The organism is Hymenobacter swuensis DY53, assembly GCF_000576555.1.
In the GTDB taxonomy this organism is placed as follows: Bacteria; Bacteroidota; Bacteroidia; order Cytophagales; family Hymenobacteraceae; genus Hymenobacter; species Hymenobacter swuensis.
On sequence record NZ_CP007145.1, the window covers coordinates 800,005 to 813,483 of the forward strand.

Annotated in this window: 13 protein-coding genes and 1 tRNA gene; 7 read left to right on the forward strand and 7 right to left on the reverse strand. The window is 58.1% G+C overall.

Annotated features, from left to right (window positions below):
* Positions 1-1,809, reverse strand: coding sequence for a translational GTPase TypA (gene typA, locus HSW_RS04920; RefSeq protein ID WP_044001058.1), 1,809 nt, complete (start codon positions 1,807-1,809; stop codon positions 1-3).
* Between the two features lie 252 nt (positions 1,810-2,061).
* Here typA and msrB point away from each other — a divergent pair, with 252 nt between their 5' ends.
* The 3 genes from msrB to HSW_RS04935 all read left to right on the forward strand — a co-directional run bounded on the left by msrB (position 2,062) and on the right by HSW_RS04935 (position 3,986).
* Positions 2,062-2,637, forward strand: a complete 576-nt coding sequence (gene msrB / locus HSW_RS04925; protein ID WP_071883062.1) for a peptide-methionine (R)-S-oxide reductase MsrB — start codon at positions 2,062-2,064, stop codon at positions 2,635-2,637.
* Between the two features lie 145 nt (positions 2,638-2,782).
* On the forward strand, positions 2,783-3,577 hold the full coding sequence (locus HSW_RS04930) for a DUF3050 domain-containing protein (protein ID WP_044001059.1): 795 nt from the start codon (positions 2,783-2,785) through the stop codon (positions 3,575-3,577).
* 94 nt (positions 3,578-3,671) lie between these two features.
* Complete coding sequence (locus tag HSW_RS04935; RefSeq protein WP_197031943.1) at positions 3,672-3,986, forward strand: hypothetical protein; 315 nt, start codon at positions 3,672-3,674, stop codon at positions 3,984-3,986.
* Between the two features lie 81 nt (positions 3,987-4,067).
* Here HSW_RS04935 and HSW_RS04940 read toward each other — a convergent pair whose 3' ends face one another.
* Entirely contained in the window at positions 4,068-4,670 is a 603-nt protein-coding gene (locus HSW_RS04940; protein ID WP_044001061.1) for a hypothetical protein, read from the reverse strand.
* A 265-nt stretch (positions 4,671-4,935) separates the two neighbouring features.
* Here HSW_RS04940 and metG point away from each other — a divergent pair, with 265 nt between their 5' ends.
* A complete protein-coding gene (gene metG, locus HSW_RS04945) occupies positions 4,936-6,981 on the forward strand; it encodes a methionine--tRNA ligase (RefSeq protein ID WP_044001062.1) in 2,046 nt (681 codons plus the stop codon).
* 181 nt (positions 6,982-7,162) lie between these two features.
* Here metG and pth read toward each other — a convergent pair whose 3' ends face one another.
* From pth to HSW_RS04970, 5 genes are all read right to left on the reverse strand, one after another.
* On the reverse strand, positions 7,163-7,732 hold the full coding sequence (gene pth / locus HSW_RS04950) for an aminoacyl-tRNA hydrolase (RefSeq protein WP_044001063.1): 570 nt from the start codon (positions 7,730-7,732) through the stop codon (positions 7,163-7,165).
* A gap of 210 nt (positions 7,733-7,942) precedes the next feature.
* The gene (locus HSW_RS04955) at positions 7,943-8,515 is read right to left on the reverse strand and encodes a 50S ribosomal protein L25/general stress protein Ctc (protein ID WP_044001064.1); all 573 of its coding nucleotides are present in this window, start codon (positions 8,513-8,515) and stop codon (positions 7,943-7,945) included.
* A 152-nt stretch (positions 8,516-8,667) separates the two neighbouring features.
* Positions 8,668-8,844, reverse strand: a complete 177-nt coding sequence (locus HSW_RS24105; protein ID WP_155832825.1) for a hypothetical protein — start codon at positions 8,842-8,844, stop codon at positions 8,668-8,670.
* A gap of 32 nt (positions 8,845-8,876) precedes the next feature.
* Positions 8,877-9,806: a ribose-phosphate pyrophosphokinase gene (locus HSW_RS04965; RefSeq protein WP_044001066.1), complete on the reverse strand. Its 930-nt coding sequence runs from the start codon at positions 9,804-9,806 to the stop codon at positions 8,877-8,879.
* Between the two features lie 200 nt (positions 9,807-10,006).
* Positions 10,007-10,079, reverse strand: a tRNA-Gln gene (locus tag HSW_RS04970).
* 264 nt (positions 10,080-10,343) lie between these two features.
* On the opposite strand from HSW_RS04970, the gene atpD reads away from it, so the two are divergent.
* From atpD to HSW_RS04985, 3 genes are all read left to right on the forward strand, one after another.
* Positions 10,344-11,849 (forward strand): F0F1 ATP synthase subunit beta, encoded by a 1,506-nt coding sequence (gene atpD / locus HSW_RS04975; protein WP_044004136.1) that lies wholly within the window; start codon positions 10,344-10,346, stop codon positions 11,847-11,849.
* A gap of 108 nt (positions 11,850-11,957) precedes the next feature.
* Positions 11,958-12,197, forward strand: a complete 240-nt coding sequence (atpC, locus tag HSW_RS04980; RefSeq protein WP_044001067.1) for an ATP synthase F1 subunit epsilon — start codon at positions 11,958-11,960, stop codon at positions 12,195-12,197.
* 119 nt (positions 12,198-12,316) lie between these two features.
* On the forward strand, positions 12,317-13,438 hold the full coding sequence (locus HSW_RS04985) for a trans-sulfuration enzyme family protein (protein WP_052346776.1): 1,122 nt from the start codon (positions 12,317-12,319) through the stop codon (positions 13,436-13,438).
* Positions 13,439-13,479: the final 41 nt, after the last annotated feature.

Consider the following 13,479-nt stretch of genomic DNA (forward strand, 5'->3'; position numbering starts at 1 on the left):
CTAGTCGGATTTCTTGGCCGAGCGCAGGCGCTCGTTTTCGTCCAGCAGGATCTTGCGCATCCGCGTCGACTTCGGGGTTACTTCCAGGTACTCATCCTTCTGGATGTATTCCATGGCTTCTTCCAGCGAAAACTGACGCTTGGGCACGATTTTTACGTTGTCATCCGTACCTGAGGCACGCATGTTGGTGAGCTTCTTGCCTTTCTGAATGTTGATGGTCAAGTCGTTCGGGCGGGTATGCTCTCCGATAACCTGGCCAGCGTATACTTCCTCACCGGGCTCCACGAAGAACTCGCCGCGGTCCTGCATCTTATCGATGGTGTAGGCGGTGCCGGGACCGGTTTCCATGGCAATCAGCGAACCGCTGATCCGGCCGGGAATGGTGCCTTTGTAAGGCTCGTAGGAAGCAAAGCGGTGGTTCATGATGGCCTCACCAGCGGTGGCGGTCAGCACGTTGTTCCGCAGGCCGATCAGGCCCCGGGCCGGAATGTTGAACTCCAGGTGCTGCAGGTCGCCTTTCGGCTCCATGATGGTCAGCTCGCCTTTGCGCATCGTTACCAGTTCGATAACCTTCCCGGCCGTTTCTTCCGGCACGTCCACTACCAAGTGCTCGATGGGCTCGGTGCGGTTGCCATTCTCGTCTTCACGGAACAGTACCTGCGGCTGGCCTACCTGCAGCTCAAACCCTTCGCGGCGCATCGTTTCGATGAGTACCGACAAGTGAAGAATACCGCGGCCGTACACCAAGAATGTATCCTCCTTATCGGTTTCCTTCACGCGCAAAGCGAGGTTTTTCTCCGTTTCCTTGAACAGACGGTCACGCAGGTGGCGCGAGGTCACGAACTTACCTTCCTTACCGAAGAACGGCGAGTTGTTGATGGTGAACAGCATGTTCATCGTCGGCTCGTCGATGCTGATAACGGCGAGGCCCTCGGGGTTGTCGGCGTCAGCCAGCGTATCTCCGATGTCGAAGCCTTCGATGCCGGTCACGGCGCAGATTTCGCCGGAGCTAACCTCCGAAACCTTCGTGCGGCCGAGGCCTTCGAACACCTGCAGCTCTTTGATTTTTACTTTCTTGATGGTGCCGTCGCGCTTCACCAGGCTCATGTTAGCGCCTTCACGCAGCGTACCGCGGTGCACGCGGCCAATGGCGATACGACCCACGAACGACGAGTAGTCGAGCGAAGTAACCTGCATCTGCGGCGTGCCGTCCAGGGTAGGAGCGGGAGGAATGGAAGCCACCACGGCGTCAAGCAGCGGAATGATGCTGTCGGTTTTTACTTTCCAGTCGGTGCTCATCCAGCCCTGCTTCGAAGAGCCGTACAGCGTCACGAAGTCCAGCTGGTCTTCGTTGGCACCCAGGTTGAACATCAGGTCGAACACCTGCTCGTGCACCTCGTCGGGACGGCAGTTTTCTTTGTCGACTTTGTTCACCACTACAATGGGCTTCAGGCCCAGGTCGATGGCTTTGCCCAGTACGAAGCGCGTCTGGGGCATGGCACCTTCGAAAGCATCGACGAGCAGCAATACGCCGTCGGCCATCTTCAGTACCCGCTCCACCTCGCCGCCGAAGTCGGCGTGACCAGGGGTGTCGATGATGTTGATTTTAACGTCTTTGTACCGGACCGATACGTTCTTGGAGACGATGGTGATGCCCCGCTCACGCTCCAGGTCATTGTTGTCCAGAATCAGGTCGTCGAACTGCTGGTGTTCGTCGAACAGCTTGGAGGCGTGGATGATCTTGTCCACGAGCGTGGTCTTGCCGTGGTCAACGTGGGCGATGATGGCGATATTCCGAATGTTCTGCATACAAAGGTTTTTCCGGGCGCAAAGGTACGGAATGTTTAGCGCAAAAACGTGCAGTAATCAATTGTGACTGAGTGAGGAAGAAACAGCGCGTGCGCAGACAGACAACTTATTGGGCTGCTGAGGTTCCCGAAAGTATAGAGGAAATGCTATTCAGCCGGGTAAGACCGAACCTAGGCGTGGTTGCGTATGTTGTAATTGGCCGCCCAGGCACACCGGCCGGCTCACCTGTATTTTCTTCTTTTTATCTCCCTCATGCGCTTTTCTCTGCTTTTTCTGCTTCTCTCCGGAGCTACGCTGAACACGGCCTGCTCGCAAAATAAGCCCGCCCGCGACGCCAAAATGGACCTGGCCGATTCGCCCCGACCCGTAACCAGCCCATCAGCTGCCGCCAAGGCGTATCCCAAGCCAAAGGTCGTGACCGGAAAGCCCGACGAGTTTCCTGTGCGCAAAACCGATGCGCAATGGAAGGCGCAGCTTACGCCGGCCCAGTATTTTATTCTGCGCCAGCAGGGAACCGAGCGGCCTTTCGTGAATAAATATGCCAACAACCACGAGAAGGGAAATTACTACTGCGCGGCCGACCACAACCTGCTGTTTTCCTCCGAAACCAAGTTTGAGTCGGGTACGGGCTGGCCGAGTTTCTGGGCTCCGGCCTCGGAAAACAGCCTGAAAGTAACCGCCGACAACAGCTTGGGCATGAGTCGCGACGAGTTGGTGTGCGCCAAGTGCGGCGGCCACCTCGGCCACGTTTTCGATGATGGTCCCAAGCCTACTGGCCAGCGCTATTGCATGGATTCCGACGGAATGCTATTCGAAAAAGCAAAGTAGGCACGCGTCATTCCGATGGCAGCCCGAGGAATGCTGGTTCACCCGTAATTTTGCTTACCGGCCCCCTGGAAATCCATGCCAGGGGGCCTTTTCGTTTGTTGTGCCTGCGGGGTGCAGGCTCCGCCGTACTTTTTCTTTCTGCTTTATGTCAACTCAGTATCATTCAGATTCCATTGCCGAGCTTCAGGAAGCTCTTGCGCCCGCCCGGCAGCAGTTGGTGGCCCACAGCGTGTACCAGTCCCTTCATTCGCTCGATGATTTGCGCGTGTTCATGCAGCATCATGTGTTTGCGGTGTGGGATTTTATGTCGTTGCTGAAGGCGTTGCAGCGGGAGCTGACGTGCGTTGAAATTCCGTGGGTGCCGCGTGGCAATGCGGCCACCCGCCGCCTCATCAACGATATTGTGCTGGAAGAAGAAACCGACGTGGACCCCCAAGGCCGGCCGGCCAGCCACTTCGAGCTGTACCTGCGCGCCATGCAGGAATGCGGTGCCGATACCGCTCCCATCGAACGGTTGCTGGATGCCTTGGCCGCCGGCCACACGGTAGCCGAGGCACTGGAAGCGGCCAACGCGCCGGTATCAGTGCGAGAGTTCGTGTTGGGTACGTTTGCCATCATTGAGTCGGGCAAGCCCCACGCCGTGGCCGCCGCCTTCACCTTCGGCCGCGAAGACGTAATTCCCGACATGTTCCGCCACCTAGTAGCCGACCTCAACCACCGCTTCCCCGGCCAACTCGACACGTTCAGCTACTACCTCAACCGTCATATTGAGCTGGATGAGGAGGTGCATACACCCCTGGCGCAGCAGATGGTGCGCGACCTGTGCGGTCAGGACGCCCGGCGCTGGGAAGAAAGCCGCGTGGTAGCGGCCCAGTGCATGCAGGCCCGCGTGGGCCTTTGGAACGGCATCCAGGCCGATCTGCACCTGATTCACGCGTAAAACTCAACTTACCCTGCGTAAGGCTCGTTAACCACGGAAGCTGGCTTGCATTGGGCTGGCTTCTGTGGTTTTTGCTATGAAACGGTATCTTCTTTTGCCTGCTCTGTTGTTACTAGGAGCCTGTACTACGTCGGAAACGGTAACGGAGGAAGCCGCTGTGCGCCGCCCACCGGCCCGCATCCTCACCGATGCTGACCGCCAGGCTGCATATAATAGTAACGCCGGTTACGGCGGCTCCGTGCCCGATGCCACACCCGGCCGGGTACTCGTCCGGGAGCAGGCCAGTGGTATCAATTCCCGTAAGCGCCCCGAAACCCTCAATACCAACGACAACAACACGACCACGCCCGAGACCCGCCTGCGCCGCGTAAACGGGGCCCCCGCCGACACCTTGCGGCTGCCGAATTAAACATCAGCCGGATAGTTTTTAATTACTTCTCATAAGCTAACGGCCCGCGGGCCGTTAGCTTATGAGAAGGGGGAGAGCCGCCTACGCAGTAACCTCGCTGGAACTGTCGGCAGAAGCTGATGGGGTAGGGACGGGTTTCTTGGCCGTTGGGCGCGAGCGGCTGGGCGTGGCCGGTTTGGCCGCTGGTTTAGCCGCCGTCGGAGTTGCTGGTTTGGCAGCCGTTGCGGCTGGGCGGCTGACAGTGCTGCGGGAGCGAGCGGGGCGGGCCGTTGCGGGCTTAGCAGCCGGGGCAGGGCCTTCTGAAGTAGTAGAAATGCTGTCGGAAGCGGCGGGAGTGCCGTTTTCATGGTGGCGCACTATCGTGTGCAGGGCCTGCTCGAAAAGATGCTCCATATCCACATCCAGCCGCTGGGTGGCATCTTTCACTACCTCCTTCAGCTTGGCTTTGGTTTCCTTACGGATGCGCTTTACCACTTCGCTGATGCGGCCGTCCAGCTCTTTCTGTAGCTGCTTGGCGGCCGTTTTCAGGGCTTTTTTCTGGTTGGACTTCTTGGCGGAGCGCGCGTCAGAAATGGCGCTGGAGGTCGATTTAGCAGCTTTAGCGGCCTTCTTCTGGGCTTTCTCGGCTGGGTCTTTCTCCTTCTTGATCTTTTTGGCCGGTTTTTCCTGTTCGGTGTTTTTCATGACGTAAGCAGATGGGAAGAGAAGTGACTGAACCGTATTACGTAGGCCGCCGCCGTAAGTAGTCGAAATATAGAAGGATTTATAGGTGAAGTTGCTTATCCCGCCGACAAGCCTGCGCGAAACCGGCGCGGCGGTTGTTGGTTACGGGAGTCGGCCGCAGGTGCGGTAGCTGTGCGGTCGGCCGGGTGTTTCCTCTTTTTACTCGTTCCTTTGCACTCCCGTTGCCGAATCCGGCGATGCTCACGTTGCTTTTTTGCTTGCTTATATGGCCTCTCTTCCCCAACGCTACACCGTTACGGCCGCGCTGCCCTACGCCAACGGCCCCGTGCACATCGGCCACCTGGCCGGCGTGTACCTGCCCGCCGACATCTACGTGCGCTACCTACGCGCCCAGCAGCGCGACGTAAAATTCATCTGCGGCTCCGATGAGCACGGCGTGCCCATCACTATCCGGGCCCAGAAGGAAGGCGTCACGCCCCAGCAGGTGGTGGACAAGTACCACGCCATCATCCGCGACTCGTTCCAGGATTTCGGCGTGTCGTTCGATGTCTACTCGCGCACGTCCTCCCAAACGCACGCCGAGGTAGCCAGCGGCTTTTTCAAGAAGCTCTACGAGGAAGGCAAGTTCATCGAGCAGACTTCCGAGCAGTACTATGATGAGAAGGCCGACCAGTTTCTGGCCGACCGCTACATCGTGGGTACCTGCCCCAACTGCGGCAACGAAAACGCCTACGGCGACCAATGCGAGAAGTGCGGTACCTCGCTCAGCCCCACCGAGCTCATCAACCCCCGCTCCATGCTCTCGGGCAACCACCCCGTGCTGCGCGAAACCAAGCACTGGTACCTCCCGCTGGATCAGTACGAACCCTGGCTGCGCGAGTGGATTGTGGAAGGCCACAAGCAGGACTGGAAGGCCAATGTGTACGGCCAGTGCAAAAGCTGGATTGACCAGGGCCTGCATCCCCGCGCCGTGACTCGCGACCTGGACTGGGGCGTGCCCGTGCCGGTAGCTGGGGCCGAGGGTAAGGTGCTGTACGTATGGTTTGATGCGCCCATCGGCTACATTTCGGCCACTAAAGACCTGCTGCCCGACACCTGGGAAACCTACTGGAAAGACCCCGAAACCAAGCTGGTACACTTCATCGGCAAGGACAACATCGTGTTCCACTGCATCATCTTCCCCACGATGCTCAAGGCCCACGGCGACTACATCCTGCCCGATAACGTGCCCGCCAACGAGTTCCTGAACCTGGAAGGCGACAAAATCAGCACGAGCCGCAACTGGGCCGTGTGGCTGCACGAGTACCTGCAGGATTTCCCCGGCCAGGCCGATGTGCTGCGCTACGTGCTCTGCGCCAACGCTCCCGAAACCAAGGACAACGATTTCACCTGGAAAGACTTCCAGGCGCGCAACAACAACGAGCTGGTGGCCAACCTCGGCAACTTCGTGAACCGGGCCGTAGTGCTGACGCATAAGTTCTTCGCGGGCAAAGTACCCGCCGCCGTGGGCTTCACTACCGAAGACGAGGACGTGCTGCGGCAGCTGCAGGAGTTCCCGGCGCGCATCGGGGAGCTGATCGACAACTACCGTTTCCGCGACGCGCTGAACGAGCTGATGAACCTCTCGCGCCTCGGCAACAAGTACCTGGCCGATCAGGAACCCTGGAAGCTCATCAAAACCGACGAGGCCCGCACCGGCACCGTGCTGCACGTGTCGCTGCAGCTGGCTGCTGCCCTCGTGACACTGCTGGAGCCCTTTCTGCCCGAAGCCGCCGCCCGTCTGGGTGGCATGCTGAACACCAAGAAAGGCACCTGGCCCCAGGCCGGCCGTCCCGACGCGCTGCCCGCCGGTCACCAGCTGGCCGAGGGCGCCCTGCTATTCACCAAAATCGAGGATGCCACCGTGGAAGCCCAGGTGCAAAAGCTGCTCGACACCAAGAAAGCCAACGAGCTGGCCGCCGCCGTATCGGCCCCCGCGAAAGAGGATGTCAGCTTCGAACAGTTCCAGCAGATGGATCTGCGCATCGGCACCATCTTGGCCGCCGAGAAGGTCGCCAAAACCAAAAAGCTGCTGAAGCTCAGTGTTGACCTTGGTTTCGACGAGCCCCGCACTATCGTCTCGGGCATTGCCGAGCACTTCCTGCCCGAGGCCCTCATCGGCCAGCAGGTGCAGGTGCTGCTCAACCTCGCCCCCCGCGAAATCAAAGGTATCCAGAGCCAAGGCATGCTCCTAATGGCCGAAAACGCCGACGGCGTGCTCGGCCTCATGCAGCCCAGCAGCCCCGTGCGCCCTGGTTCCGGCGTAGCGTAAGTTGCAATAGGGTGTCTGGCTGCGAAAAGGACGAAGCAATCCGTCCTTTTCGCAGCCAGACACTTCCTTCAACCAGAAAGCCCTTGACGTACCATACGTCAAGGGCTTTCTGCTTATTCATGGTTTCGCGCTTTGGTCAGGACAGATTGCTTCGTCGTGCCTCCTCGCAATGACAAACCGGCTACTTTACGTTTACCACGTTCATAGCCCGTTCCACGCCCATAGCGCCGAAGGCCAGCACCGCTTCGGCGGCTTTTTCTAGGCGGCCTTCCAGGTCGATGTTCTCATCGGCGGAGAAGGGGCTGAGCACGTAATCCACCTGCCGGCCCTTCGAGAAGCTGGAGTCGATGCCGAAGCGCAGGCGGGCGTACTCGTCGGAGCCAAGCGTTTCCTGGATGTGCTTGAGGCCGTTCTGGCCGCCGGCCGAGCCTTTAGCTTTCAGCCGCAGCTTGCCAAAGGGCAAAGCCAGGTCGTCGGTGACAACCACCATGTTTTCCTTGGTGAGCTTGAGGGTGCTCAGCCAGTGGGCGGCGGCCTTGCCGCTCAGGTTCATGTAGGTGGTGGGCTTCACCAGCACGTAGGTGTGGCCTTTGTGCTTGATTTCGGTGGTGAAGGCGTGGCGGCCCAGCTGCCAGGGCGCGGCTTCATGCTTGCGGGCCAGGTAGTCGCCTACCATAAAGCCTACGTTGTGACGCGTATCAGCATATTCCGGCCCGATGTTGCCCAGGCACAGCACAAGAAACTTGCTCACGGATTTGTAGCGGATTAGAGTCGGGTTTTCGCGGATTTGGTAGCCGAAAGATATTCAGCCAGCCGCAATCAAACAGCACGTAACGGATGCTGCGTGCCTATAAAAAAAGGCTGCCCTGCGAACAGGACAGCCTTTTTGAAAAGATTTTTACGGAAAATCGTCCACAAAATATGTGGAAATTCGACGCTAATCCGCTAAAATCTGGAAGCCTTACTTGTCGGCCGACATCTGGCCTTTCAGGGCACGTGGGATGGCCACGGTAGCAATGGGAGCCTGCTCACTGGTCAGGATGGTGTAGTTGTTCGGAACAACTTTGCTCACCTTGATCGACTTGCCGAGGCCCAGCTCCGAAATATCTACTTCCACGGAATCGGGCAGGTTCTCGGGGGTAGCACGTACTTTGATTTTGCGCAGCTTGCTTACCAGTTTGCCACCGGCCAGTACACCCGGCGAAACGCCAACGTACTTCACGGGAACGTCCATCTTCACTTCTTTGCCTTCCTGCAGCTCCAAGAAGTCAACGTGCAGCAGCATTTCGTTCACGGGGTGAAACTGCGAGTCCTGCACAATGGCGCGACGGATGTCGCCTTCAATGTTCAGCTCAACTACGTGCACCTCGGGGGTGTACAGCAGCTCGCGGAACAGGATGGCCGGTACGGAGAAGTGAATTTGCTCAGCGCCGCCGTACAGTACGCAAGGTACGTACGAGTCGAGGCGGAGCGCCTTGGCGTCCTTCTTACCGAGATTCGCTCTTTTAAACCCTACAATCTCGAGGCTTTTCATAAATGGGTGCTTTTGAGGAAAAAACGCATGCCCAAAGCAGGCAAACGGGCCGCAAAGATAGGCGGATTGTTTGGGAGTTAAAAGCTAGGCTGCATAATCACTCCCTCGTTCTGATAATCCTGACTCGTCTGCCACTTGTGGGCTCCTCAACATTATTGGAAAGTTACCCAAACGACAAAACGAATGAAGGCCAGCAGCGCCAAGCCGTCAAATAAGCGCAACAGACCTTTACTGACAGATTTAGCAGCAAATGCCCATCCGCCAACACTTATCAAGGAAGCAAGAATTATTGCGCCAGCTATTACTGCTGATACAGAGTGCTTCGGCATGATGCAATTATGAGAAGAGAGCTACATTGAGCTTACACGAACAATGAGCTGATGCTTTCGTGCGAGACTACGTTGTGGATAGCCTGCGCGAATAGCGGAGCCAGCGAGATAACCCGGATTTTGGGGTTTTCTTCCTTCAGCGGCAGCGTGTCAGTGATGACCAGCTCTTCCAGGGCCGAGTTGCGGATCCGCTCGTGGGCCGGACCGCTCAGCACCCCGTGCGTAATCACGGCGCGTACTGATTTGGCTCCGCGCTCCATCAGCAGCTCGGCGGCTTTGCAGATGGTGCCGGCCGTATCCACGATGTCGTCCACCAGCACCACGTTCATGCCCGTCACGTCGCCGATTACCTGCATGGAGGCAATTTCGTTGGCCCGCAGGCGCATTTTATCGCACACCACAATTTCAGCCCCGAACTTCTTGGCGAAGGCCCGGGTACGTACCACGCCGCCCACGTCAGGTGAGGCGAAAATGAGGTTATCGAGATTCAGGCTCTTGATGTAGGGAGCCGTCACGGTAGCGCCGTCGAGGTGGTCCACCGGAATATCGTAGAAGCCCTGAATCTGGCCGGCGTGCAGGTCGCAGGTCATCAGGCGGTCGGCCCCCACGCTCTGAATCATGTTGGCCACCACTTTTGCCCCGATGCTCACGCGCGGCTTGTCTTTACGGTCCTGACGGGCATAGCCCATGTAGGGCATCACAATGTTTACCTTATACGCCGAAGCCCGTTTGGCCGCGTCCACCATCAGGGCCAGCTCCATCAGGTTTTCGGCTGGCGGATTGGTGCTCTGAATCAGGAATACGGCGCAGCCCCGCACGCTTTCGTTGAAGCTGGGCCCGAGCTCCGTATCGGCGAAACGCTGGATGCTCAGGTCGCCGAGCGGAATGCCGTAAGCGGCGGCAATCTGGGCACCTAGCTCGTGAGACGCATTGCCGGCGAAAATTTTAACCTGCTGTGACATGAAAAGGGGGAAAGGGAAAAGGGAAAAAGAATCCCGGCTCCGGTCAGCTCGTTGGGGTGTTGCTGCCACAGGGTGTTGGGGCAGTCAGCAAACCAGGAGCCGGCCAAGGCCGGGATGAAAAAGACAGAAACTGAAAAAGCGAAAGGCGCCGACTCTTCCGGATGAGGAAGAATCAGCGCCTTTCGCGTTGGGATAGTCGGTTGTCCGACCAGGGCTCGAACCTGGACTTTCTTGAATCAAAATCAAGCGTGTTGCCAGTTACACCATCGGACAATTTCAAGCGGCTGCCGGTGTAAGCGTGCCGTTTGGTTGTGCAAATGTACGGCGAGTTTTATTCGAGGCAAATTTCCGGGTAAATATTTTTTGCGGGTCTGGCACTTCAGTAGGGCTAAATTGAGGTTTTAAACCTGATTTTCAGAAGCTCAGCTTCTGAAAAAAAAGTTGAAAGACGTGTGCTGCGTCCTGCTTTGGCAATGCCGGGATTAAGCCGTAGTTTTGCGCCCTGAAAAGATGCACCCCATCCAACCATACAACGCAATGGCGAATACCGGCAAAATCACCCAGGTTATTGGTCCCGTCGTGGACGTGAGCTTCGCGGGTGAAGGCTCCAAGCTTCCCAATATTCTCGACGCTCTCGAAGTCACGAAAGACAACGGCCAGGTGGTCGTGCTGGAAGTCCAGCAACACTTAGGTGAAGACCGGGTGCGCACTATCGCCATGGACTCGACCGAGGGCCTGACCCGCGGTGCCGCCGTGCGCGACCTGGGCGCTCCCATGTCGATGCCCACGGGCGAAGGCATTAAAGGCCGCCTGTTCAACGTTATCGGCCAAGCCATCGACGGCATTCCGCAGCCCAAGAGCGACGGCGCCCTGCCGATTCACCGTCAGGCCCCGCCTTTCGAAGACCTCGCTACCTCGTCGGAGATTCTCTACACGGGTATCAAAGTAATTGACCTGCTCGCTCCTTATGTAAAGGGTGGCAAAATTGGTTTGTTCGGTGGTGCCGGCGTAGGAAAAACCGTACTCATCATGGAGCTGGTAAACAACATCGCCAAGGCCTACGCTGGTCTGTCGGTGTTTGCCGGTGTGGGTGAGCGTACCCGCGAAGGCAATGACCTGCTGCGCGAATTCATCGAGTCGGATATCATTAAGTACGGCGACGAGTTCAAGCATTCGATGGAAGCCGGTGGCTGGGACCTGACCAAGGTTGACCAGAACGAGCTGCTCAAGTCGCAGGCAACCCTCGTGTTCGGCCAGATGAATGAGCCTCCCGGAGCCCGGGCCCGCGTAGCCCTCTCGGGCCTCACGGTAGCCGAGAACTTCCGTGACGGCGACGGCACCGGTGCCGGCCGCGACATCCTGTTCTTCATCGACAACATCTTCCGCTTCACGCAGGCGGGCTCGGAAGTATCGGCTCTGCTGGGCCGGATGCCTTCGGCTGTAGGGTACCAGCCCACGCTGGCTACCGAAATGGGTGCCATGCAGGAGCGCATTACCTCCACCAAGCGCGGTTCCATCACGTCGGTACAGGCCGTATATGTGCCAGCCGATGACTTGACTGACCCGGCTCCGTCGACGACGTTTGCCCACTTGGATGCTACTACCGTACTGAGCCGCAAAATTTCCGAGCTGGGTATCTACCCCGCCGTGGATCCGCTGGACTCCACTTCCCGCATTCTGTCGGTAGAAGTACTGGGCGAGGAGCACTACAACACCGCTCAGCGCGTGAAAGAGATTCTGCAGCGCTACAAGGAACTGCAGGACATCATCGCCATTCTGGGTATGGACGAACTCTCGGAGGAAGACAAGCTGACCGTAACGCGTGCCCGTCGGGTGCAGCGCTTCCTGTCGCAGCCCTTCCACGTAGCCGAGCAGTTCACCGGTCTGAAAGGCGTATTGGTTGACATCAAGGAGACCATCATCGGCTTCAACGGCATCATCGACGGCAAATACGACCACCTCCCCGAGGCGGCCTTCAACCTGGTGGGCAACATTGATGATGCCGTAGCCAAGGGTGCCAAACTGATGGCCGAAGCCAAGTAATTTCTTCTAATGTGAGGAATGTACTGATGAGAGAAATGTGAGTACGCTCCGGCGGCACACTCTCAGCAGCACATTCAGCACATTTTCACATTGCTCACATTAGAAAAGATGCATCTGGAAATCATCACGCCCGACCGTAAGGTGTTTGAAGGCGAGGTTACATCGGCCCGGTTTCCGGGGGTTGATGGCCTGTTTGAGGTTTTAAACAACCACGCCCCGCTAATTTCGGCCCTGAAAGCCGGCGACGTGGTGCTCAACGGCGGTACTACTTCCTTCCACATTGAGGGCGGAGTAGTAGAAGTGCTGCGTAACAACGTAATCGTGCTGGCTGAAGGCGCTTCGGCGTAAGGCTACCCCGGTTTCATACTTGCTTTGAAAAGCCTTTCCTTTGCGGGAAAGGCTTTTTCTTTTTTCACGCAGTGTTTCGGGGTGCCGTCCACTGCGAACTACTGCGCGAAATTCACCCTATGCATATCCACCCCAAAATCACCCCGATTTACCAGACCTCCGTTTTCAAGTTTGAGGATTTGAACGAGCTAGAGCTGTACTTCGGGGAGCCTGGCAGCCGTTACCTGTACTCGCGCAACGGCAACCCCAACTCCGACGAGTTGGCCGAGGCCGTAAACCGACTGGAAGGCGGGGTTGGGGCAGTGGCTACAGGCTCGGGAATGGCGGCCATTTTCGCGGCCCTGCTGGCGTTCTGCCAAGCCGGGGACCATGTGCTGTGCGCGGCCGATATCTACGGCGGGTCGTCGTCGTTGCTGAACCAGGAATTGAGCCGAATGGGCATTACGGTGACGTACGTGCCATTTGAGGAACTGTACGCGCTGGACCGCTTCGTGCAGCCCACCACCCGACTGCTGCTCTGCGAAACCATGAGCAACCCGCTGTTGCGCGTAGCCGACCTGCGCCGCCTGGCCGACGGTTGCCACGGCCTGGGTCTGAAGCTGGTAGTGGACAATACCTTTGCCTCACCCATTATCACCCGGCCGCTGGCGCTGGGGGCCGACGTAGTGTTGCACAGCGTGACGAAGTATATTTCCGGCCACTCCGATGTAACGGCCGGCGTCACTGTGGCCGCCGATGCGGCCGTAGCTGCCCGGCTGAAGCAAGTGGGGGTATTGTATGGCCTTACGTTGAGCCCAATGGAAAGCTGGCTGGCCGTGCGGGGCCTCAAAACGCTGCACTTGCGTATGCCTGCCCACAGCCATAACGCCCTGGCTATTGCCAAGTTTCTGCAGCAGCAACCTGCTGTGCGGGCTGTTTACTATCCTGGCCTGCCCGATCATCCGCAGCACGTGCTGGCACAGGAGCAGGGCGGCGGGCTGTTCGGCGGCATGATGTCGATTCTGCTGGCTGATGATGCAACGGTGGTGAACCGTTTTATGCAGCGGAGCCAGCGGTTCCCGTTTGCGCCTTCCCTGGCCGGCGTTGACTCGTCGCTGTCGTATCCACTTGGTACTTCGCACCGCTACCTCACACCCGAGCAGCAGGCCGAGCTAGGTATCACGGTGGGGTTGGTGCGGCTGTCGGTAGGTATTGAGCCGGTGGAGGAGTTGCTGGCCGACTTGGCGCAGGCGCTGGCATAAACTATAGACCGCTGTTGCCCGAATCCGAATAAAAGGTATAT

What these genes read in the sequence shown, in the direction of transcription:
- typA (WP_044001058.1), bottom strand. Translation starts at nt 1,809, where the DNA reads ATGCAGAACATTCGGAATATCGCCATCATCGCCCACGTTGACCACGGC.
- msrB (WP_071883062.1), top strand. Translation starts at nt 2,062, where the DNA reads ATGCGCTTTTCTCTGCTTTTTCTGCTTCTCTCCGGAGCTACGCTGAAC.
- HSW_RS04930 (WP_044001059.1), top strand. Translation starts at nt 2,783, where the DNA reads ATGTCAACTCAGTATCATTCAGATTCCATTGCCGAGCTTCAGGAAGCT.
- HSW_RS04940 (WP_044001061.1), bottom strand. Translation starts at nt 4,670, where the DNA reads ATGAAAAACACCGAACAGGAAAAACCGGCCAAAAAGATCAAGAAGGAG.
- metG (WP_044001062.1), top strand. Translation starts at nt 4,936, where the DNA reads ATGGCCTCTCTTCCCCAACGCTACACCGTTACGGCCGCGCTGCCCTAC.
- HSW_RS04955 (WP_044001064.1), bottom strand. Translation starts at nt 8,515, where the DNA reads ATGAAAAGCCTCGAGATTGTAGGGTTTAAAAGAGCGAATCTCGGTAAG.
- HSW_RS24105 (WP_155832825.1), bottom strand. Translation starts at nt 8,844, where the DNA reads ATGCCGAAGCACTCTGTATCAGCAGTAATAGCTGGCGCAATAATTCTT.
- HSW_RS04965 (WP_044001066.1), bottom strand. Translation starts at nt 9,806, where the DNA reads ATGTCACAGCAGGTTAAAATTTTCGCCGGCAATGCGTCTCACGAGCTA.
- atpD (WP_044004136.1), top strand. Translation starts at nt 10,344, where the DNA reads ATGGCGAATACCGGCAAAATCACCCAGGTTATTGGTCCCGTCGTGGAC.
- atpC (WP_044001067.1), top strand. Translation starts at nt 11,958, where the DNA reads ATGCATCTGGAAATCATCACGCCCGACCGTAAGGTGTTTGAAGGCGAG.
- HSW_RS04985 (WP_052346776.1), top strand. Translation starts at nt 12,317, where the DNA reads ATGCATATCCACCCCAAAATCACCCCGATTTACCAGACCTCCGTTTTC.